At 44.0% G+C, this 23,806-nt stretch carries 17 protein-coding genes; 1 reads left to right on the top strand and 16 read right to left on the bottom strand.

Going from position 1 to position 23,806, the window contains the following annotated elements:
- The 4 genes from MHH56_RS10605 to MHH56_RS10590 all read right to left on the bottom strand — a co-directional run bounded on the left by MHH56_RS10605 (position 1) and on the right by MHH56_RS10590 (position 4,526).
- Positions 1 to 1,062, bottom strand: coding sequence for an LLM class flavin-dependent oxidoreductase (locus MHH56_RS10605; protein ID WP_339208129.1), 1,062 nt, complete (start codon positions 1,060 to 1,062; stop codon positions 1 to 3).
- Positions 1,063 to 1,288: 226 nt separating this feature from the next.
- Positions 1,289 to 2,137: an SUMF1/EgtB/PvdO family nonheme iron enzyme gene (locus MHH56_RS10600; protein ID WP_339208128.1), complete on the bottom strand. Its 849-nt coding sequence runs from the start codon at positions 2,135 to 2,137 to the stop codon at positions 1,289 to 1,291.
- 306 nt (positions 2,138 to 2,443) lie between these two features.
- Positions 2,444 to 3,082: a glycoside hydrolase family 11 protein gene (locus MHH56_RS10595; RefSeq protein WP_076269489.1), complete on the bottom strand. Its 639-nt coding sequence runs from the start codon at positions 3,080 to 3,082 to the stop codon at positions 2,444 to 2,446.
- Positions 3,083 to 3,581: 499 nt separating this feature from the next.
- Entirely contained in the window at positions 3,582 to 4,526 is a 945-nt protein-coding gene (locus MHH56_RS10590; protein WP_339208125.1) for a nucleoside hydrolase, read from the bottom strand.
- A gap of 126 nt (positions 4,527 to 4,652) precedes the next feature.
- Here MHH56_RS10590 and MHH56_RS10585 point away from each other — a divergent pair, with 126 nt between their 5' ends.
- Positions 4,653 to 5,402: an AraC family transcriptional regulator gene (locus MHH56_RS10585; protein ID WP_339208123.1), complete on the top strand. Its 750-nt coding sequence runs from the start codon at positions 4,653 to 4,655 to the stop codon at positions 5,400 to 5,402.
- Positions 5,403 to 5,423: 21 nt separating this feature from the next.
- On the opposite strand, the gene MHH56_RS10580 is transcribed toward MHH56_RS10585, so the two are convergent.
- From MHH56_RS10580 to MHH56_RS10525, 12 genes are all read right to left on the bottom strand, one after another.
- Positions 5,424 to 5,993 (bottom strand): hypothetical protein, encoded by a 570-nt coding sequence (locus tag MHH56_RS10580; protein WP_339208122.1) that lies wholly within the window; start codon positions 5,991 to 5,993, stop codon positions 5,424 to 5,426.
- Between the two features lie 148 nt (positions 5,994 to 6,141).
- Entirely contained in the window at positions 6,142 to 7,056 is a 915-nt protein-coding gene (locus MHH56_RS10575; protein WP_339208121.1) for a metallophosphoesterase family protein, read from the bottom strand.
- Positions 7,049 to 8,314: an alpha-L-fucosidase gene (locus MHH56_RS10570; RefSeq protein ID WP_339208120.1), complete on the bottom strand. Its 1,266-nt coding sequence runs from the start codon at positions 8,312 to 8,314 to the stop codon at positions 7,049 to 7,051. Before MHH56_RS10570 ends, MHH56_RS10575 begins: the two co-directional genes overlap by 8 nt.
- Before the next feature lie 542 nt (positions 8,315 to 8,856).
- Complete coding sequence (locus tag MHH56_RS10565) at positions 8,857 to 9,810, bottom strand: glycoside hydrolase family 43 protein (protein WP_339208119.1); 954 nt, start codon at positions 9,808 to 9,810, stop codon at positions 8,857 to 8,859.
- A gap of 120 nt (positions 9,811 to 9,930) precedes the next feature.
- Positions 9,931 to 11,526 carry an extracellular solute-binding protein gene (locus MHH56_RS10560; RefSeq protein WP_339208117.1) on the bottom strand — a complete coding sequence of 532 codons (1,596 nt, stop codon included), beginning with the start codon at positions 11,524 to 11,526 and terminating at the stop codon, positions 9,931 to 9,933.
- Positions 11,527 to 11,584: 58 nt separating this feature from the next.
- Entirely contained in the window at positions 11,585 to 12,397 is an 813-nt protein-coding gene (locus MHH56_RS10555) for a carbohydrate ABC transporter permease (protein ID WP_339208116.1), read from the bottom strand.
- Positions 12,398 to 12,475: 78 nt separating this feature from the next.
- Positions 12,476 to 13,408: an ABC transporter permease subunit gene (locus MHH56_RS10550; protein WP_339208115.1), complete on the bottom strand. Its 933-nt coding sequence runs from the start codon at positions 13,406 to 13,408 to the stop codon at positions 12,476 to 12,478.
- Between the two features lies 1 nt (position 13,409).
- Positions 13,410 to 15,254, bottom strand: coding sequence for a right-handed parallel beta-helix repeat-containing protein (locus MHH56_RS10545; RefSeq protein WP_339208114.1), 1,845 nt, complete (start codon positions 15,252 to 15,254; stop codon positions 13,410 to 13,412).
- A gap of 178 nt (positions 15,255 to 15,432) precedes the next feature.
- On the bottom strand, positions 15,433 to 18,222 hold the full coding sequence (locus tag MHH56_RS10540) for a right-handed parallel beta-helix repeat-containing protein (RefSeq protein ID WP_339208113.1): 2,790 nt from the start codon (positions 18,220 to 18,222) through the stop codon (positions 15,433 to 15,435).
- Positions 18,223 to 18,225: 3 nt separating this feature from the next.
- Positions 18,226 to 20,343, bottom strand: coding sequence for a glycoside hydrolase family 36 protein (locus MHH56_RS10535; protein ID WP_339208112.1), 2,118 nt, complete (start codon positions 20,341 to 20,343; stop codon positions 18,226 to 18,228).
- 93 nt (positions 20,344 to 20,436) lie between these two features.
- Entirely contained in the window at positions 20,437 to 21,963 is a 1,527-nt protein-coding gene (locus MHH56_RS10530; protein WP_339208111.1) for a response regulator, read from the bottom strand.
- A 7-nt stretch (positions 21,964 to 21,970) separates the two neighbouring features.
- Complete coding sequence (locus MHH56_RS10525; protein WP_339208110.1) at positions 21,971 to 23,752, bottom strand: sensor histidine kinase; 1,782 nt, start codon at positions 23,750 to 23,752, stop codon at positions 21,971 to 21,973.
- Positions 23,753 to 23,806 lie beyond the last annotated feature (54 nt).

The following is a 23,806-nucleotide window of genomic DNA, read 5'->3' as shown; positions in this document are numbered from 1 at the left end:
TTACGTCCTCAATTCGTTCCCAACTCCTTTATTCCATACTGTACTAGGAACCTCTCGACGCAGCACAGGTACCACTTCAGTAGCAAATCGTTCAATTTGCTCGCGTTGCTCCATTTCTGACAAGCCATCTACACTGATGCTGACCACTTGGTGCCCGTAAGCTTCATGATAGTTTAAAATCTTCTCGATCACTTTATCAGCGCTGCCGATCAAGGCAGGCCCATTTTGTACATTGTCCTCGAGGTCTTTGAAAGGCGAGTTGTTGTGCTGCGATGCAGCCGTTGCATGGAAAGCATCGTAATAGGGCCTATATCGTTTGACTGCTTCTTCTGTGGTGTTCGCCAGATATAAGCTTCCAAATCCCGAGCCAACAATTGCTTTTTGAGGATCATGGCCGTAATGAACCAATCTCTCGCGATAATGATCGATTAATGCTTTATATTTAGCCTGGGGGTGAAACGTATTGGAGGAAAAAATCGGTTCACCATATTTCGCAGCCAATTCGGTGGACAGTGTACTAGATGCGCTTCCATGCCAGATTGGAATTGAATGTTGAAAGGGTCTTGGCTGTGTAGTCACATTTTCAAGCGGTGAACGGTAGCGCCCCTGCCAGGTTACGTTCTCTTCATGCCACAAGCGCTTCAGGAGTGCATACCGCTCTGCAAGGGATTCCCATTGTTCGTCTTCGGTAATTCCAAAAAGCGGATAGTGGCGAGGGTCGTTTCCTTTGCCAATAATCATCTCGAGTCGACCTCCCGAAAGATGATCAAGTGTGGCATAGTCCTCAGCAACACGCACTGGGTCTAGAACGCTTAGAACAGTGACCGTTGTTAGCAAACGAATCTTTACGGTTCTGGCAGCAATCGCGGTCAGAACGACTGGTGGCGAAGATGAGATAAATGGTGCTCCATGCCGCTCTCCAATTCCATAAGCATCAAAGCCGAGTTCTTCAGCAAGGACAGCCTGTTTAAGTACGTTCTCAAATTTCTGATGGGTGGTCAATGTCTCCCCGCTTACAGCATTCGGTATGTTCATCATTAGGCTAAACAAAGCAAATTTCAAGATTTACACTCTCCTCTCTAAGCCAGACTCCATCTCTAATAGGTTCATCTCAAACCTACCCTTTGTGAACATAAAAAAAAGCATGGATTTAATAATCCATGCTTCCGGTTGTCCAGCCAGCTTGTAATTCCGATAAGTTTAATATGTTTTATATTTTTTAAGTTATCATCGTTGCACAACATTGTCAATCATCGCTTTTTGACCCTTCTTCTTGGGCTTTTATCCTTTATTCATCGCGGCTCACACGAAAACCTTGATCGGGTCCCATGCCATTTGCCTCAAAATTGCTCAGATAAGATAACTCGCCAACATCACCAAGCCAGCCCCCGCCCTTCACAACTCGGGTAGAGTTGCTATTGCTTTCCGAATCTCCAAACCCGTTCCAGCACCATTCCCTTACATTACCCGACATGTCGTAAAGCCCTAACTCGTTGGGCTTCTTGACACCGATGGATTTTGTTTTGTTATGGTTGCTTTCAACTATAGGCCAGTTCCATTCTCCTGATAAAATTTTATCTCCAGCATTTTTCCAATACCATGCTACATCATCTGCATTATTGCTTCCGCTGTAGGTGTAGCTTTTGCTCTTCTGACCACCACCTGCAGCATATTGCCACTCTGCTTCTGTCGGCAATCGGTAACCGTTCGCTCCTGCATTGATCGTTACTGTCCATTTTAGATTATCGTTTTCACTTGTATTTTTCGGATCTTTATTATTCTTGTCTATTGAGTAATACGGTGTTAATCCCTCTTTGATACTCCTCTTATTACAATACTCCACAACGTCATACCAACTCACCATTTCTACCGGCAAATTGTCGCCTTTAAATTCCGAGGGATTGCTCCCCATAATCTCAATCCACTCTTTTTGAGTTACCTCATATTTGCCGATATAAAAGTTCGATAATGCTACTTTTTCACCATAGTAGTTGGACTTCTTGTTCTTAAACGGTCCGCCCTTGACTAAGACAAAGTCATCAGGCATTTTATTCGAAGTTTTATCAGGCTTTTCTTGCGAACAAGCGCTGACAACAACCATTATTGCTATGATAAGAAAAACGATTATTTTTCTCATTGTTATATCTCCTTTAAACTTTTAGGAAAAATTATAGTCCGTAACAGACTACAATTCACCTCTGGCAGCATCGAGGAGCGTTTATCTTATGGGAAACGATCCTCAATGCGTCCAAACTGAAGGATCCAACTGGATGGATTCTAAAAGATAATAGTCAAGTAGCATGTAGGTTCTATCATTTTTTGAAATAGATAAGGCCGCAGGCTGTGAGACCGGACGACCTTAACATTATCAAAAGATTAAACACATTCTCAACACACTAAATTCATCAGGCGCCGATCCATTGCCCTAATTGAAGATGACCTGTTACCAAACCGTGACGTTAGAGCTGCCACTGCTTTGATATCCTTCTGTCGCTAACACCTGGTAGGACCAGCTGCTTCCGAGGTTCATTCCTTTACTCTGCCATGCACTTACGTGGTTGCCAAAAGTGATAGCGACGTTGCTGCCTGTCGCTCTCTTAGACTGGCGGACACTCCAGAACTGGGTGAATGTTTTTGTTCCGTCAATGGAAGGTGCATTGACTCGTTGCGTCGTATAAATATCGTATGTTCCTCCATCACTGGACACTGTGCCTTTAAATGTTCCTGTAGGTCTATAAGTGCCCCAGCTATCAACGACGTAATATTCTATGAGTGAGTTTCTTGTCCATCCATAGAGAGTCAAATACCCATTGCCAGACGGCGCCCAGACACCGGCATTATAGTTTATTGTTCTAGATGGCGATCCAGTATTCCAGCCTTTACCAACCACAAAATTTCCGGTGTTTGACCAGCTGACACTGTAATTCCCACCAGATCCATTAGTAGCATTTACTGTGCCGCCACCATCGGTCCAATTTTGCCAGTAGTCTGTCGCCGCACTTGCGGATACTGCAAACAAGCTGGAAATACTCATTGAAGCTGCAATAACTAACGTAAACACTTTCTTTTTAAACTTAAACATATATTATTACCTCCTAAAATTTGGTTTTTCCACAACTTGCCTACACACTACTTGAATATTACCTTTTATAAATCTCTCTCCTTTCATTGTTTTGTCGGTTGTTTTTCCTTGCAGTACAGTGCGTAACTTGTCCTGTTTCAAATAACGTGAAATCTGTCCCTCCTATCTAAGGAATTTTTCTTTTAATTCAAGACAATTCATGTCTTGAATAACTAAATTATAGAAAGTAAGCGCATACATTACAACTTAACAAATTATAGATTTGCCCCCACATATTAACTAATATTTTGAAACGCTCAAGGATCCAAGGTCTGCACCCGACCCTCAAATATCGTCGACATTCCCTTTTTAAAGTAAGATCTATCAAAAGAGCCCCTATCATTCCGCTCGGAATAACAGGGGCCCTTCGCTATAACCTAGTAAGCAAATGTGAGATACGGACACTACAAGACCCATATTGAGCTAGCCTTCGACGGTTATTCTCGGCTTGGTCATCTTGTTACTCCATTTTGCTTAGAGCAAGCTTAGAAAACAGATCTTGAAATACCGCGTCACGGTCAATATAGCTTGCACAGCGTATCAAATGTCTTGTGCTGTCCGTGCTCCAGCGAAAGTCCTCCGAAATGATTGGGCTTGGAATAAGCCGCGAAGGAACCCACTTGGGCTGATTCAGCCATGCAATAACCGAGATATCCCATATCACTCTGGAATAGGCGAAATGATCATCCTTGCAGTTTTTGTACGTCTCATAGAGGTACTCTCCAATTGCGCCGGATGGCTTCACATAATCTCTAACCTCCGATAGTGTCGTACGAAGGTTTGAAGCGACTCCCATGCATGGGATAAGGACCAAAGGCACTCCGCAGTTCATTACGGTTCTCGATGCATGAATATCCTGTTCGAGATTAAACTCACGAGTGTCAGGCCAATCCAGTGCATGGCCTCCCAGCCAGACTACAACGATGCGCTCAATGATTCGCGGCTCTATTAGAATGGCACTCGCAATATTCGTAATGGCACCGATACCGACGACATATAATGGATCATTCTTATCACTTGCCATTGCACGTTCTACCAAATTCAGCGCTGCCTCGCTGCGAATCGGGGAGTTAACAGCACGCAAATAAGCTTCGGAGCCGCGATAGACTGGGACATCCTCTCGATTCATTAGCTTAAGAATGCGAATAATTTCCTTATAGCTTTTTTCCATCCCGTCATCAGGCCCCGTAGAGAGCTCATTATGGAACGGTGCTGCATATAGAGCCTGAAGCTCTATTTTTTCTGGTGACAATAGCGCATAAATAACCGCAAATTGGTCGTCGATCTCGTTAAAGGTATCCGTATCGAGCACCATCCTAACTCTATTACCCGGCGCTTCCAACTTGCGAACCAGCTCATCTACGGGCAATGCCTCGAAATCTAGACCCATATCATCTACCTCCATTTATATAATGAATTGGCTTTTCAGCCATGCTATAATGAATTCATTTTATAAATAATTTAAATAATGTAGTAGCATCATACGGTCGTTCTATATCACGAATTGGCTACGATGACAGGAGAGCTATGAATGGCAGCCTCATTGGACTTCTTTTATCAAGAAACGAGAGCGAAGCATGAGCATATTGCAATGCATCACCATCAGTGTTATGAGCTGGTTTATTACGACTGCGGTCAGGGGACAACTCGAATCGGGGATGCCGAACATGTTTTCAAGGCAGGTGATTATGCGATAATAGCACCCTGCACGCCTCACGATGAACGGCATGGCAAACAATCGAAGGTTATGTTTACGGGATTCACCAGCACCGTCTATCCTCCCTTGAAAGAAGGAATCTACCAGGATTCCCCGTCAAGGCCTATTCTTGGCCTCATGCAGATGATGGCAAAGGAGCTTCGTGATAAGCCCCCCTTCTATAAGCAATTGCTCGATAATTTGATTTCGCGCCTATATTTGGAGGTACTGCGGGCTCAACCTTCCCAAGAACCAGATAGCCGCTATGACATTATCCGATTTGCCCAGGCTTTCATCGATGAGTACTATACGCAGAAAATTGACTTTCAAGCTCTTGCCGACCAATCTGGTTATAGCTATGATCGGTTTCGTCATTTGTTCAAAGAGAAGATCAAGTTATCTCCCAGCCAATATATTTTACAGCGTAGGATCGAGCATGCCAAAACAATGCTTAGGCATACCCCCTTGCAAATATCGGTTATCGCTATGGAATGCGGCTTTTCGACGGATGCGCAGTTTTGCAGCCTATTTAAGCGGGAAACGGAGATAACCCCGAAGCAGTATAGAGAGCTCGCTGGTGATTAGAGGTGAATGAGTTACTTATTCTCATAACGTATTCAGCCGTAGTTCATAAAAATACTGCACAATGGGATGCTTTAGCTTCATCTGCTCGGCCATGTTTAAAAGCCGCTTTTTCCCAACTCGTCTGTCCACCAAAGCTAGAATATTCAATAAAATATCATTGCTCTCTAGGCTTTCCACTATAGAAGTGGATAAAAACTTATTAGCTACAACGACAAAATTTGATTTACTTAATGATGATTGTGCTGAAAAAATTTCCTTAGCATATTCGGATAGTTTTCTGCTTCTTGCCATTACTTTTAGACGATCCTCAGGAACTTTCCCATTGGTATCTTTTCTCACCGTTTCAATTTCTTCATTCTTGATAGGAATTTCGATAGCTGAATCATTCTTAATTTCCAGCTCCGTCTGATACCATCTAATTAAAGTAGTGCTATCACTCATACTGAGTACGTTCTTTTTATCTACCGCAATATAACATTGACCTGCTTTGTCAGGTAAATAACGATAGCTGGTTGCACGATATTCGAACCTGCCATGTAAAGCAGGAGATAGAAAACTCTCAAGCTGTTGCTTCAATTTGCTCCAGGACATATTTCCTCCTCGTTTCTATGTTTTATATTATAAATATTTATTGAGGGATTCGTAGCATGAAAAAACCTCCACCGCTGTGAGTGGAGGCCAACATAACGCTTGTTATCCATTATAACAAATTCTAACGTTTATTGACGGTTTCTAAATATTACCCTATCGAGCGCTGCTGAGTCGATCCATCACTTAATCTCAGCCAAGTATCAAATGTTCTGGATCCCTGTTGCAATTCAATCACTCTTGCACCAATTGGAATATCCGTATCCCATATAATATAGCTTGAAGAGCGTCCATAACAAAGGCGAATGCCATGATGCTCGCCCGAATAATCATTTCCGTGATCATGCCCTGCAAAGGTCCCCATAACATCGCCCATCTCTACCATTGCGGAAAATAAACCGCTGTTGATACGAGGGCAAGAAACCTCTTCTCTCTTTTCGCCATGGCACTCGGCCTTATTCCATACCTCTTGATACTCCGGCAGCGGAATATGGAAAAAAGCTAGTGAAGGTATAGGTTGTCCTCCGTTCTGATCCGTGAATGCCTGCGATTGTGCTGCATACCAGTCAATTTGATCTCTGCGAATCCAATCGTATCCATGAATGTGAGGAAGGACAGAATAACTGCCGCTATCCAAAAAATATAAAGCTGCCGCGAAACGTTCATCACTACCCTGTATTCTCAACACATAATTGCCTACGCCGCTGACATGCTCAGCCGTCCGTTCAGCGGCGCAATAGCTATGGCTCAGTTGAATATCCATTAGCTGTTCCCTTGTAATTCCCGCTTCTGAGTCGTGATTGCCGAAAATAGCAACCCACGGGACTTTCATCGCTTCTATAGTTGATACTGCATCTCGGAATGACTGCTCTGGGTTGCTGCAGCGCAAACTGCCAATGACATCACCTGCAAATACAACAAGATCAGGCTGCTCCGTCTCCATGACGGTTCGCATCATGTCAGCGGTTCGCTCATTTAGGTCAGCGACGTCATCCATATACTCAGTATCAGAAAACTGGACTATTTTGAATGTACCGTCAGTACGAAACTTTAATGCTTTATCCATTCCCAATCTCCCCAACGTAATAAAATGACAGCTCCTTAATAGTAGGCTCGCCTTGCGACTTTGTCACGGTTAGAGTGACGCCTCGAACTTTAACAGGCGGAATTCGTACAATCGCCTTATGACCAATGTTTTGTCCCTCATATACCGTTATGGTTCGATGCGATTTCTCTGTCATAATATTGATTTGAAAATTAAGAATATGCTCCCCAGAAGATAAATCCTCTTGAATAACAATATGATCTATCAGATGTGGATGAGCAGGCTCATAAACCCATTCATGCTGGTTGTGAGTACATTGCTCCAAGGTCGCGATAGGGCTGTCAAATCTTCTTCGTATATCTGCACCCATTGCAGCCAGTCGGCTTACGTCTTTCGAAGGCAGCAAGCCTTGTCTATCCGGGCCGATATTCAGCAGCAAATTCGCACCGCGCCCTACCGAATAATAGTATAAGCCCATGAGCTGATCCAGACTTTTGATCGTATGCTCGTCGCTATCACTATAAAACCAATTCGCTCGCATCTGCACATCACATTCCGCAGGCAGCCATAGCTTATCCGTCAAAGCTTCCTTTTCCTCGGTCATGATCGAAAACTCAAGCGAATCCACGACATTCCAGCATGGAATCGGCGCAATGCCATCCTCATTCCCCACCCAACGGAAATCAGGATCTCCCATATTAAAAATTAAAATATTCGGTTGAAGGCGGCGAATTTCTCCGATGATCCGTTTCCAATCATATTCATGATCCTCCGAGCCGCAACCGTCAAACCACAAAATATCAATCTCTCCATATTGACCTAGCAGCTCTGTAATTTGATTTACAAAATAATCATCGTAAGCGCTTGCATCCTGGTTATAGAAATCCGCAGATCCGTCAAAAGGAGAATAATATAAACCAGGCTTTACATCATATTTTCGACAAGCCTCTATAAACTCCCGAACAACATCACCCTGACCATCCTTCCATGACGATTGTTTCGTAGAGAACGAGCTGTACTGCGACGGCCAATTAGAAAATCCATCATGATGTTTAGCCGTAAGTACAGCATAATTCATTCCAGCTTCCTTCGCCGTACGGATCCATTGCTCACAATCCAATTGCTGCGGGTTAAACAACTCGGGGGACATGCCTCTTGGATCAAAATCTACGTACCCTTCATAAAACGTACGTAGACCAAAATGCACAAATAATCCGAACTCCCAGGATTGATACTCGAGCTGTTTCGGGCTTGGCTTAATAATAGAATTTACTGTCATCTTAAGCACCTCTTCTTCATTAATGGAGTATTTTTATTCACACTAGGAAATAAGCTACTAACACATTTTCACTTTATTGTGATATTCATTCGAGCTAACACGAGTATATTCCTTGATTTTTTATAAAACTAAACCAATTTCCGATAATCTACCTCTTGAGGAGCAATTCATATACTTTTTTTATCGGAATAAAGCAACAACTCTTTAGACTTTTCCATATGCACGCTTAACAAATAATCATTATAGGAGATGTCTTCTTCGGCTTTAAACAGCTTACCTAGTTAAACAGGATGAAGATGTATCTTTTCTGAAATAGCCTTCAAATCGACTATACATAGCTTTTAGCAATTACACCAATATTTCGATTACAGTAGCTTGTACGAGCGGTTTTGGCATTTCAGAATTTACGAATTATTTCTTATGCTTTTGAATACAAGTTTTAAGAAAGTGTGTCTCTGTCCATATAGTAGGTACAAAATAAGGTTATTCAGTTCAATAACATAAGGCCGCTCCTACCTGAGGAACGGCCTTAATTCATCTATTCATCTTCGAAACGTATTCAAATCCCAGCGATCCGCCCACTTGATTTCTATCCCATCTTCCATAAAAGTGATAGGAAGCCATACATATCTTGAATCCGCTAGCTCTTCCGGCCGCCATCGGTCAGCCATAAAAATAAAGCTGTTCTCCAATCCCTGAACAGGAAACACATACGTGCTCTGCGCATAAAACGTCTTACGGGCATTTGGTCCACTTAACGGATTATCCCTTAGCTCCCACCGTCCCATCATTCGATCCGACTCGGCAACGAGAGCCGCATTGGGATACCACCCCGTACAACCCGAGGATAGCAAGTAATACTTCCCCTCATGTTTAAACACCGCCGGCGCTTCCCGGGACTGGTCGATGAACGCTTTCGTAAACTCGCCATTCAAATCTGTATAATCATCCGTTAACCTCGAAATGATCAGGGTTTTGTTCCAGTCAGACGAATGAATTAAATACGCCGTTCCATCGTCGTCTTTAAATAATGTCATATCACGGCTATCCACGTCGTTAGGACGCTTGCTTCCCACATATTCAAATGGTCCCGCTGGATTTTCACTTACGGCCACGCCGGTTTTAGCCAGCGTATAGTCCTCACTATCAATATGAAGCCACATGACGTATTGACCAGTCCGATCGTTCTTCAGAACCTTCGGACGCTCCGCTACTTTAGACGGATGAAGGTCGTGATTCGGATCATCGGAAACCGCAGGCAACACGATGCCTTCGAATGACCAGTTGTATAAATCACTTGAAGAGTAGCAGGATATGCCAATGATGTCTACGCGCTGAATACCGATCCGACCTAAACTGTTCGGGCCGTCTTTATTCTCTCCATACCAGTAATACTTACCGTTATCGAATAATATACTGCCGCCATGTGCCTGAATAGGCTTTCCATTCGTATCCAGCCACAATTCGCCCGGCTGAAAATCCTCATACTTTATCATTCCAACAACCTCCACTCTTAGCGTTGCAAATATGTAATTTTCGCCCAATTAAAGAGACCTTGCTGATAAATTCGGCTCCAGCAAGGTCTCTTCCTACACTAAACGAGCTTTCTCGCGGATTTAGCGACCTTCCGCTTGCGCTTGCTTATTCGTTGCTTCAATCACTTTCGTACCGCCTTTAGACAACCACTCTTCCTTGAAGGAAGCGAAATCCGCAGGAACGTCCTTGGATTCCACAATTATTTTTACGAATTTTTCATTTACCAAATCATTCAGCTGGCTTGGAATACTCGGATCGAGTTCCTCAGGATTAATGTTTAAATAAGCTAACGGATTCGGAACGGCGAAGTCGCCTGTCGATTTTGCCATTGCTACAATGTCCTCTTTATTAGGCGTACTGTCGGCTAGGAAGTCCGAATTCCAAGAAACCAATGCTTTTAATGAAAAGGCTTTATCTTTGCCCTTTTCTTCATCCGTCATGAGGGGTGTGATTTTATCTCCGTCTTTGCTGTAGTGGACCCCTTCAATGCCGTTCATCATAAGCTGCTGCCCTTCACTTGAGAGGAGGTAGTCTAGCAGCTCCAACGCTTTTTTCTTTTTCTCATCCGAGATGTTGGCATTAATAGACGTTTCCGCCCAGAAGTTATTGAAGCCATCCATTCGCTGAGCGCCTGTTTTCCCTACCAAGGTACCTACCCATGTGAAAATTGACTTCGGATCGGCATTGGGATATGCCTGCTTGAACTTATCATAAAAATCATTATAGAAGGTCGCATTTGCGTTATGAATCATGATTCCGACTTTGCCCGTTATGAATTTCTCGATTTTCTGATCATCTGTATTCAACATAAACTCAGGATCAAGAATTTTTTCCTTGTAAAGCTGGTTTAGAAAAGAAAGCCCGTCTCTCGTTTCATCGGAAAGCACCTCCGGCGCCCATTGCCCATCTTTCTTCTCCCACCTATCAGTGCTCGTGTCGAACGCGTTGAACAGTGGATATTGCCACCAAATCCCTCCAGCGCTGGAGGAATAACCGTACGTATCCTTCTTGTTATTGCCGTCTGGATCACCCTCGGCAAATGCCTTAGCAACCGCATAGAACTCATCGATCGTCTTTGGTACTTCTAGATTTAGCTTATCCAGCCAATCCTTACGAATTAGTATATTGTGACCGCTCACCGCCATCTTGCCGCTTCCGGATTCATTGAATATAGGGAGCGCATAATGTTTGTTGTCGGTCGTTTTAGCTAAATGTTCAAAGTTGGCAAGTGACGCTTTAATATTCGGATACTGCTCAGAGTAATCTGAAAGCGGAAGAAGCATGCTCTCTTTAATCCACTGACGATATTGAACCGGACGGTCAACGCCGTAGGAAACAAATACATCGGGCATCTCCCCAGAGGCAATCATCACGTTCAGCTTCTCTTCCCAGTCATTCCACGAAGCTGTAATCGGCTTCAAGCGGATGTTGAGCTTTTCCTGCAAGTACTTATAGATTTGAGAATCCTGCGAGTCAGCTCCCTCGAACATCCAACTAAATACGGATAATTCAACAGGCTTTGTATTTTCAACGACTGGTTTAGAACTTGGGCTTGCAGTTGAAGAAGACTCACCCGCTTCGTTTTTCTCATTATTGCTTCCACATCCTGCAATAATCCCAACAAATAACAACACAACTGCAAGCAATAAAATGAGACCTTTCTTTCTATTCAACATGTTGTTCACTACTCCCCTTTAATGAATAATTAATTCATTCTAGTAATCTGACTGACTTTCAACTCTTGATTGATCCAATCATCACCCCTTTAACAAAGTGCTTCTGAATGAAAGGATATACAATGATGATGGGAATGACAGAAACCATTACAATCGCATTCTTAATGGTGTCACCCAGCATGAAATCCTTGCTTACGAAGCTGCCGCTGCGGGTCAATTCCATATTGTTATTAATCAGAACATCCCTTAACACCATCGCTAACGGCCATAGTTCCTTATCGTTAAGAAACAACATCGGAACGTACCAGTTGTTCCATTGCCCAACCGCGATAAATAATGCGATAGTTGCCAGAGCAGGAAACGATAAGGGGATGATGATCTGAAAGAACACTCTCATATAACCAGCCCCATCGATTTTTGCTGATTCCTCCAGATCAATTGGGATATTTTGAAAAAATGTTTTGAGCACAATCAAGTTATAAGTGCTTAACGCTGCCGGAATGATCATAACGGCCAAACTATTTACCATCCCAAGGCTCTTGATTAGCAAGTAATAAGGAATGAGCCCCCCGCCAAAAAACATCGTGAATATGATAAAGAGAAAGATAGCGGTTCTACCCGGAAGATCTTGTTTCGTCAACGGATATGCCGCAATAGATGTAATCAAAAGCTGGTATAGCGTACCAATAACCGTAACGAATACGGAAACCACAACCGACATAAGAATCGTATTTTTCGAGAAAACGTATTCATAGGCTTCAAAGGAAATACTTCGCGGAATGATATTAAATCTCGTTTTGACTGCTTCTTCATACGGCAGTACGGATCCAACAAGTACATGCCAGAACGGGTAAAGCATAATACAAGCCATGAAAACTAAAAAAATGATGTTCAGTATGTCAAATATTTTCCCAGAAACACTCGTAGATCGCACCATTATTCAATCACCTCAGTAAATGCCATGTCCGTTCATTTTTTTAGCCGCGCTGTTTACCGCGATAAGAAGAACAAAATTGATTACGTTTAAGAATAACCCGATTGCGGTTGCCATGCTATACTGACCTTGCGTCAGCCCGATTCGGTAAACGTAGGTATCGATAACATCGCCGCTTTCATAGACCATCGGGTTGTACATATTAAACACTTGGTCGAAACCACCGCTCATCATGCTTCCAAAATTCAATATTAACAAAATCGATATGATCGGCAGCAAGCTTGGCAGCGTAATGTGAACAATCTGTTTCCAGCGGTTAGCACCATCGATTACGGAGGCCTCATATAGATCCGGATTGACACCGGACAATGCCGCCAGAAAAATAATCGTTCCCCATCCGACTTCCTTCCAAATTCCTGAAATGACCAATAGTGGCCGGAACATGCTGTTGCTTGTCAAGAAATTAACTGGATCTCCGCCGAACAGAACAATAATGCTATTGACCAAGCCCTCGTTAGACAGCAGTGCGAACAATATGCCCGAGATCGTTACCCACGAGATGAAGTGGGGCAAATAAATAATCGTTTGAATCGATCGCTTGAAGATTCTGTGCCTCACTTCATTTAAAAGAATAGCCAGAATAATCGGAGCAGGAAACCCAAATAGGAGACGCATTAAATTGATTTCAATCGTGTTGGTAAAAACCTGCCAAAACTTATCGGTCGCGAAAATTTGTTCGAAGTGCTTAAATCCTACCCATGGACTGCCTAAAATTCCTTTCGTAATCCAAAATTCTTTAAATGCGATTGATGCACCATACATGGGGATGTAACTAAATATAATTAAAAACGCAACTGCAGGAAGCAGCATGAGATACAGCATTTTATATTTGACTATTCTTCTGCGTACATCCTTACCCGCTACGGCTTTCGCCCCAATTGTCGCCATATTATAGCTCACCTGTCTTCTTCTGCAGCCTGAACCGGCTGTCGTCTCTATTGAATCCGATGTTATTAAGCAAATTCACATTCGTACTAGTCACATCATCAATATAAATATGATCCTCTGTTGTTTCAACCGTGGACAATCTTCTGTTGTTCTCAATCCAAACCTCTTTACAATGGCTTGCCATTAAGCTTCCCTGATAATATTCCGGGTGGAGCAAGCCATTCTCATCTCCATAGGCATCCGATTTGAGCCTCATAGCATTGGAATTCAGAATGGCATTATTGCGGATATATACCCTCCTGCAGGATGAAGCATAAACCGCTTGCTGCGGACAATTGATAATTGTATTATTCTCGATCCACACTCGGTCAAAGACCGCATATTGCGTTCTCCCCATAGCAAGATATACACCCATGTAGATAACGGCCATGTTCCAGTGATTCACATCGCAGCTGTCAATCAAATTATTGCGGATACGCAGATTGCTTACTCCAAATCCTTCCGACCAGCGAGACTCGGAACCGCACTCGATTTGAATCGCTGACCCTTGATTCATAAAGAAATGATTGTTCTCCACCAAGCCGTTGCTGGAATGCAGCAATATCCCTCTTGCGCGGTTATGGTGAAAGAAATTATTGCGAACGATATAGTTGCTGGAATCATATCTTCGATTAAAAAGGATCGCGCGTTCTGAAACCTCGGCTGGGATCGGTTTTTCAAAGGTAAGCGTGCAGGTGTTATATTCCTTGTTCCATTCCACGCCTGCGATACGCTCCGTGATCTCGGCAGGCGACAGATCTTCATTTCGAAACTCGACTTCGTCCCCTACTGCAAAGGGATTACGCCATGCTAGCACACGAATTATACTTAAGGTCCGATCATCGATTCGCTTGAAACCCTGAACTGAATTATCGTGAATGTTCAGGCAATCGTCGCCGTTGTAGCTGAAATCGCAGTTTTCAATCATAAAGTAACCTAGAGAATTACTGATATGGCAGCCATCTGCCGTGACGGAAATGCAACGCGTCGTTCCTGGCCGTTTCACAATTCTGCATTGTCGCAGCGCCCAATGGTGTTGATCTCCCGACGCCACGAAAGCATGTCCTGGCGCAGAATAGATCGTTACATGCTCGATTTGCAAATGCTGATTGCTTTTAAGCTCGAAAGCGTTCGCGTCATAAATGTAATGACGTACGATGTAAGCTTGCCCTGGATTCAGAAAGCGAAAATCTTCAGGGTTGGACAGTGCAATTCGGAACGTATTGAGATCCTGGCGACTAATATTCCGGAAATGGGTTTTGTGGAATTCACGACCTAACTCGCAGCCTGCAGATAACGTCAACGGGTTCATCGCGTTTAATGTCCGTATGTTCAGATCGCTCGGCGCTTGCGAATACTCCGGAAAGTGAAGATCGAAATAAGTGCTGTCTGAGGCCACTTCCCTTACTAGTCCGATGCTTGCCAATTGCCCGCTTTCCCAGTCCCAATCGACAGTGAAGTTTTTGAATATCGTCCGTACGCAATTCCTTATGGTAAAGAAGACTTCCACCGTAGAAAAGATGAATTCAGAGCCACCACCATCGAACTGAAAATCGTGCATCCCTTCGAATATAGGATGATTGCCATTATAAAATCGATATATTCCCGAAGGGACGACAAGCTCGGACGAACGTTCCCGTTTGCAATAATCAATAGCATTCTGAAAGGCACTCCCGTTACAATACCCTTCCTCGGATCTAGCACCGAAATCAGCGACGCTAACTCTCTTATATCCACTCCATTCCGGAGCACTAATTGAGATTTCAGACATGCTCACGGCTGTATCATCATTCTTTACGCGCTCCACTCACCTGCCTCCTCTCTCTAACCACGCCTGTTAACTCTCTTGCTATATTGATTGTGCCATAGACGGCCATCCCTTAATATGTGCTGAGAATAGAACATTGGTTGTAGTTTGTTACGATGTTGTATGGATGCTTATTCAAAAAAAATGCCCCGATCGGTGATCGAGGCGTCCTACGTTCCTATAGCACAGTGAGTATAACGTTATCGTATAGCACAGTCGCATTATACGTTTCTAACCCAATCCTCCCCTTGCTGAACGTAAAAGCAGGATCTGTTGCACTTAGTTGAAGAATGCCATCCACATACAAGTTCATTTGATTTCCAATAACTTCAACTGACACGCGATAAGTCGTCCCGACGTTGATCGTATAAGCTTTCGATGCCAGCTCCGTCTGGGTTCCCGCTATCGTTTTCTTGATCGCGATCCCATGCATATTACCGATATAGACAAAATATTTATTGTTTGCATCCGTTACACGAAAGACCAGATTCGCGAAACCGCCGCTTCCCGCGGTATTTCTTATTTGAATATCGCTAGCAAACGTGTAGTTGCTCCACGAGTCGATCCCTGCCGTTGAAAGGCTCCCTGAATAGTCCGTCTGCCTGTATTTCTTACTGGCGCTATCTGTCACGACCGACCAACTGCCCGATTGCACGGTCCATCTTCCTGCGGAGCTCTCGAAATTTTCGGATAATAAGTAAATGGAATTATAGGTTACGATAGGATTCCAATAAACAGTATCGTACAAATTGTTCGAATTCTGATTCACAACAAAACGTATCGCATCGCCTTTGATCACATCGAGCGTTATTGCGGGAGACGATACTGTCGTTCCGTAGATGACCTGCTGCCAGCCGCTCGCCGGCCAAATTTGCGCGTTGTTTTTCAAAATCTTAACGTTTACCCCATCCGCTCCCGCCCCCGTGTTCAACATGTGAATGGTTTCGTTTGACGAGAGCGTTATTTCGCCGTCCTCCGGCGCTATCCATGTTCTTACAGAATCGCTGCCATCTGGAGATTGCAGATTTTCCCCTACACTTAAAAAAGTCGAACCATCCCGCCACATTCTCCAAGGAGAGTAGTAATTTGCCAATGGCGTATAAGTCGTGCCATTCCATTTGTGATAGTACCAAACAGGTCCCTGCGAGATCGCACCGACGTCCTTAACAGCTTCATACTTTCTTGTGGATGCCGGAATGGTTCCGCTGGTCGCTCCTGCCGACGTTGTGCCTGAACTAATATTTCCATTGTTATCTTCGGCTTCAATCAAATAATAATAGGCCGTGCCGCTTTGAAGCTCTTGCCGGTCGGTAAAGCTTGCTGTCGTTGATTCTCCAACCATATTACTGTAGGCAGGGGTAAAGTTTGGGGTCGTTGAACGGTAAATATTGTAGTGATTAAGTCCTGAACCCGTATCGGAAGCTGCCGTCCAAGATAACGATATGCCTAAGCTTCCGCTATTCCAAGCTGCCAATCCCCCGGACGGATTACCTGGCGCCACAGTATCCAATGCGGAGATGGTACTGCCTAGATCGAATCCGGATGCGCTTCTCCATGCCGCCATCGTGTTGTAGCTGACCCCAAACCTTTCAGCTTGTAATGCCGTCCCGCTTACCTGATAGAATCGATTGTCATTGATAAGATCAACCGGTGCACTTAACCCAATTTTATAAGCTGAAGTTCCCGAAATTCCGTTCGCCATAATGATCCGATTATTCTGGAACGAATCTCCCGACCAAGGGTCACCGGGTGACGCATCTTTGCTGCTTAACGCACTCGTATTCGCATGATCCACTACGATTAAATTGTTTGCGACAACGAGATTTTTCAAGCCTGAATATCTCCCCGTATCCGCTGTAAAGTCGCTTAATGCGATTTGACCCGATCCGATAGAGGTTTCTCCGCGGTTGCCCTTCACTCTATTGTCAGTAATTCTCGAATTAATGTTCGCCATCGTCGTCACGCCGTTGCCTTTATTATCATGAGCGTAATTATATTGTACGTTGACATATTCATTAGACCAATCAATGTTTAATCCGGATGCATCATGCCCCGTGTTGCTGTCAGACATATTGTAGACCTCGTTAAACATGACATCAACGTATGAGCTTGCTACTGGCCAAATCCCTCCCGGTCCCCAGGTGATCCCTGTTCCGGCATATTGCCCGGCATCATGTACGAGGTTCCATTTTATCGTGCTATGATTTGAATTCCCGATGACAATCCCTTGGTTTCCAAGCTGATATGCCACATTATTGTGCACTTTAACATTGTGGAATAACGCGGAGCTTTTATGATTGTCCGATAATGTGCTATCCCAACCGGCAACTCCAATTGCTCTCCAACCCAAGTTATAGATTTCATTATTGCTAATAACGATATTTCGTACGACTTCGCTATGCTTGTTTGTCGGATAAACCGCCGAAATCAGAATGCCCTCCGAATTGCTGTTTATTCCAGGACCGCGAACAAGGTTTCCATCTATCGTGATATTGGACCATGCCCCTTCAGCAGTATAAGTAATAACGATCGCTCTGTTCGTTGTAGTCGAGCTGGTTAGCGTATTCGTCGTTGTACACTCTATGTCCAATCCCGAAATGATCCAACCGCTCTCATTCGTCATGCTCACCACAGCTGGGGCGGAAGATCGAATGATAGGTTTGCTCCCGCTGCCATAGGCGGTAATTTGGATCGGAAGCAGACTCGTTCCCGAACCGTTTAAGGTAACGCTTTCATTCCAAGTGTCACCTGATTTTAATAATAGTTTATCGCCAGGATTAAACGTAAGGTTAGAAATTTTAGCCAAAGTTTGCCAAGGAGTGCCTGCGCTAGTCCCGTTATTATTATCATTGCCCGTCGAACTGCTTACATAATAGGTCGTACCCGCTGCGTAAGCCCTGTCATTATGAACGAAGACAATCATTGCTATAACGAATATCAATGCAACAAAGACACACTTTTTGGCCATTGGCTATTCCTCCTCAATGTGCAACTCATACAGGCGTGCCGTAAATTCCGTTGGAAGTGTAACAACTAACGCATTCTCAAGCTGACTCCAGCTCCAACTACGATTCTCATTCTGAGGAAACCCACATCGAACCGTTACTTTCTTGCCGTCACAATCCGGAATAGGAAATCTCGCCTCTTTCGCTCCGCCTTCCAATCTCCATACAGCCACATAAGCCTTCTCACCGCTTCTAAGTCCAAGGCTAAGCCAATGATCGCCGTGTTTAGGCAAGCCAATCGGCCAAAATGGAAGAGCCTTCGGAATTAATGCCCGGATACTCTTGTAATAGGAAATTCCTTCGCGAATCAATTCAAAGCGATCCGATGCAATGTCTGACAAGTGCCCGCTCTGATGAACTCGCATTAACATGCCGTTCACCATGTTAAAGATGACCTCTTCCCGATCTCCTTCCTTGAGCGGATATGACCAAGCAGCGGATTGCTCTGGTGTGAGCGCCGTAGGAGCAGCAGCAGATATCGCCGCAAACTTGCGGTAATCCATCTGATCGCTAATGGACTGCACGCTGTGCCTGGCGAGCAAAGCATAATCCATACGCAAACCGCCGCTTCCACAATTCTCGATTACCAAATCTGGATAACGAGCAAATACGCTATCAAGCCAGCGCAGGTAGGCACGATTATGCTGAAGCAAGCCATCGCCGAAGCTATCGGCGTTAACCTCAGTTCCAATGCCTGCATTAATGTTATAGTCCATTTTGATGTAACCGACCTTGTACTCCGTCACTAGGCGATCGATTACTTCATCTGCATATTGAATGACCTCGGGATGTCGATAATCCAATTGATACCTGCCGTGATCAATGACCCGTTTGCCATGTCGCATAAAAAACCATTCATCCGACACTTGCTGCGCTAAGGGGCAATGAATGCCCATGACTTCAAGTTCCAGCCAAAGTCCCGGGATTAAACCTTTCGCTCGGATGTAGTCGAGCACCTCCTGCAATCCGCTTGGGAAACGCCTTTGTGACGGTTGCCAAAGCCCTACATCGCTCCACCATTCGCCATCCGCATACCAGCCAGCATCGATGCAATAATATTCGCAACCCGCCGAAGCAGCCGCATCGACTAAGGGTAAAATCTTCTCGGTCGTTGGATCAGCGAATAAACAATTCATGTAATCATTGAAAATAACGGGAAGCCGCTCATTGTCTTCATTCCAACGACGGATTTCTCGCCGATAACGCGTCAATTCCACAATTCCCTGTTCGAACCCTCCTTTGACAATCGCAATTGCCGCAGGAACGGACATAAATGCTTCACCTGGCGCGACATTTTTCCACCAATGGCTTTCATTCTCTGTAGGGCCGCTTAATTGCAAATAGAGTTGATCATTCGCCTTATCGCTAATCTCCCAATGCCAAGAACCGTTATGCTCGATTTGCCAGCACATGGCCATTCCCGCCTCAATATTTTCATATCCACCCATCGGATGAAGATCGGCGGAAGACCAGGTTCCCGAATTGCTGTACGAAAGTCTTTTGATCGAAAAATCATTTACTTTCGTTAAACCTAGCTCGGATAGCCTATAACTTCTCCACTGCAGCTCTCCGTGCCAAGCATTATGTGCAATATGAAGTCGACTTTTGGTTTCCCATGACCCGCGGCTTCCGCCCGAGATACCAGTCACTGTAAACGAGGAGACATATTCCATCGGAATGGAATTCAAACTCTGATTGACGACCTCCGTCCAAGCTCGGATGACAGGGATATCGTTATAAAATTGATAGTGAACCGTCACCCACATACCCCTATCTTCCATAACCACTTCAAGTTTTCTTCCACTTTCGTTATAGAAATCTCTGTGGCAATCGTACTTCAGCCTACCTCCCGGCATTGTCCCTGTGTATTTAGACGCATGATGATCGTTCCGATCTTCACCCGTCACTTGCAGTTCGACGATTCGGCGCGTTCCTCGTACCTCCTCTGTTCCTCGTACATCTTCATTCGCTGGGAAGGGAGACAAATGAACCAGACGGACATCTCCGCATTCGGCAATCTGTATCTCCAAATAAATTCCATTTTCATAAATTCTAATCCAACTCAGCACTTCCATCGTATCCATCTCCATACCATAGGCCCTTGTCACTTTTCATTCACCCTCTATTCTTGATTGATGGTTCTCATTGTGACACGGGCTCGAAGGCATTTCTATGTATTAATCAAAGAGATTTGGTTGTGGTTTCTTGTGTACGATGTTTTTATTGTCAATGCGCTGTTTGTACTCTAGCGGCGACTGACCAAGATGTTTCTTGAATAGCTTGCTGAAATGGGCATAATCTTCATATCCAACTAACTTTCCGACATCATATAGTGATATATCCTCTTTCAATAGCGTAATAGCCGCATCAAGCCTTTTCTGAATGAGGAAATGGATAAAGCTTTGGCCCTTCTCCTGTTTAAACAGATGACTCAAATAGTTTGGGCTAATAAAGTACTGCTGGGCAAACTCTTTGAGAGATAGTTTGTGCGCATATCGTCGTTCGATGTCCTTGATAATCTCCTCAACGATTGGAAATGTTGTTAACTCCGACGGTTTCTTCTTATGCTCGTCAATTAACATTCTCATTTGTACAAGCAAATCATGGGGATTGCCGTAGTGGAGGACCAGATCTTGAACGGTAATGGAGTCCTCAGCTAATGATTGGGTCGACGAAGAGAAGTTCTTGATCACCACGACAAAAAAATTATAGATTTCAACTAGCCCACTTAAATGAATTTGATCTTTGGCGATTCCTCTATGTAAATCGAATAACGCCGCTTCCAGATGTTCAAGCTTTGTTGCTTTGCCTATCCGCTCCATGATAGACGGCAATGCCGCGTTTACTCTCGGCCTATAGCGGTAAACGCCTATCCTGCGGTTCAAGCTCGAGGTTTCAGCCATCATATTCGCTTGGTTGTAATATTTTGCGATTTGACTGTCGGAGTCGTTCGACAGACTTACTCCTACATCCCATTGAAACTCTGCGGCCATGGTTAGTATGTGTTTATATAATGACTTAAACGTATTCGAATCCATGTCAGAACGACTTAATAAATACGTCCATTTGAGTGGACTCGCCATGGCACGGAATAAAGCAACACCATGCTCTTGCAGCAATCGATCCGATCTCAGCAAGGATTGCTCCGATATGGCTGTTTTGCTTTTAACGATAGCAAAGGCATATCCTGATCCTGCTCCGGTTCCCATTTCAACTCCCAAACCTTTTAACAGCTTGGATACTTGTTGTACGGTTAATCCCTTCTCGATCATTTCCAAAAACAACATGGAGTTGTGGTAGGTTTGAAGTACGCGCTGATCCCGATCACGTTTAGCTAACCGATTGCTGCAATTATTTAACGTATCCCGCAATTCCTGTTCGTTGACAGGTTTAAGCAGATAGGCAAAGCAGCCCAGCTCCAGCGCTTGTTTCGCGTAGCTGAATTCACTGTATGCGCTCATGAACACCACCAGCGTATGGGGAGAAACACGGTTCACGAAAGACAATAAATCCAAGCCACTTTTCCCTGGCATACGAATATCACTGATCACGATATCGATCGATTGCCGCTTCAATAGGCTTTCAGCCATATGTACGTCGTTTAATTTCGCTACAATTTGAAAGCCGAGTGCTTCCCAATCCACAATTTGTTCCATATCCTTCAATATCCACGGCTCATCATCAACGAGGATCAACTTGTACATCGTTTACTCACCCTTTCGCTTTAAGCGGTACGCTGACCGTCACAACCGTACCCCTATTTTTCCAACTCTTGATGGATAGTCCATAGGGCTTGCCATAATAGATTTGAATTCTTTTATGAATATTGACGAGCCCGATTCCTTGTCCCAGCCCTGCGGTTTCGGATGAGTTCTTATTCATGCTTTCAAACTCTTGACGCATGCGCATCAAGCGTTCCTCGCTCATTCCGACTCCGTTATCCATCACCTTGATCAGCAATTGATTCTCCTCTTTGATAGTCGCATGGATGTGAATGATCCATCGCCCTGTCTTTCCTTCGAGACCATGAAATAAGGCGTTTTCCACAAGCGGCTGAAGAATGAGCTTCACGATCGAACGGGCTCCGAGACCCTGATCTATGATTACTTTAAACTGCAGCCGTTCTCCAAACCTTATTTTTTGAATATCTATGTATCGCTCCAGGTGCTCCAGCTCTTTGTGCAGAAGAACAAATTCATCCGTACGCGTAATGTAGCGGAAATAAGAGACGAGATTGTCAATTGCGACAGCTACCTCCCTCTTTGCGTTGGACAAGGCCATGCCTCTTATAGAGTGAAGCACGTTATACAAAAAATGAGAATTAATCTGGCTTTGGAGCCCATTTAACTGAAACATTCGTTTCTCCATTTCTGTTTCATAGAGCTGCTGCTGTGATTGCAGCAGATTGTCCGTAAGCTTCTTGATTTCATTCATCATATTGTTATAGTGGTCCTGAATAATAGTAATTTCATTCTTATAGCCGAATCTCAACCTGGCATCCAGGTCACCGCTCGCTGCGCTATCGAAAATATCGGCCATCTTAGTAATTGGATGGGTTAAACGAATATTAAAGGAGATCGCGACCCAGATGACGATTAGAACCATGATCGCTATAGCCGAAATCACGATATACTGAATGATTGATGCCTTTCCCACCAGCTTATCCTCATTAATTAATGCAACGAACTTCCAACCTAAGCTTTTGATCGGGAGAGACTGGTACAAGTAATTGATGCCGTTCATTTGAAAATCGATGACTTTGTGATCCTGATTCGTTCTAGTCTGGGCATATATTTGTTCAAAATCGGGATTATTAGTCGAAGAGCCAATGAGATCGCCGCTCTCGTTCATAATATAGAGCTCTGCTTTATCCGCCAAATCTGCTGAACGTAATATTTGCTGTATCCACTCCGTATCCAATAACAAAACGCCTATGTAAATTTCCTGCAGGTATCGGTTTGGAAGAACGGATTTAACCTTCCTGAAAGCCAGTATGCCCTGGTCTTTTGAAAATGGAGGAGAAATCTGCAGCTTATTGCTTAGTCTGTTCTTATTTTCCATCTCTTTCAAATACGCCACCATAGGATGCATAAGCAGTTCTCCTGTGGATACTAAGCGAAAATCTTCTGAACTAATCATGCCGATGGATTTTAAGGCAGGTTCCAGTGACAAATACGAGTTTAAATTTTTCAGCAAAATATCGGATTCCTGCCATGATTTATTCTCGAGCATGATGGACTGAACGTTCCGGTTAAAGAAAATCGACTTTGAAAGCTGATCCATTCGGTAAAAATATTCGTCGAAACGATTGTTAGTTTGCGTCACGAAAATATTAATATTATCGAGTGCGTTCTTTTTTAGAATATTAATATAAGAAAAATAGCCCACTGTCCCTAGAAGGAGAATGGGCAAAACGGCAATACAAATATTTGTGAGGATCATCCGAAAGCTTAATCTATACTTTGTTGTATAGGACACCAGTTCTTTAAACATGAGATCCTCCGAGACATATGATGATGGCAACAATTTCTCAGCAGTTCGGACAAG

The organism is Paenibacillus sp. FSL K6-3182, assembly GCF_037976325.1.
Taxonomy (GTDB): Bacteria; Bacillota; Bacilli; order Paenibacillales; family Paenibacillaceae; genus Pristimantibacillus.
Note: the sequence above shows the minus strand (reverse complement) of the source record. Positions and strands in the feature narration are given on the sequence as shown.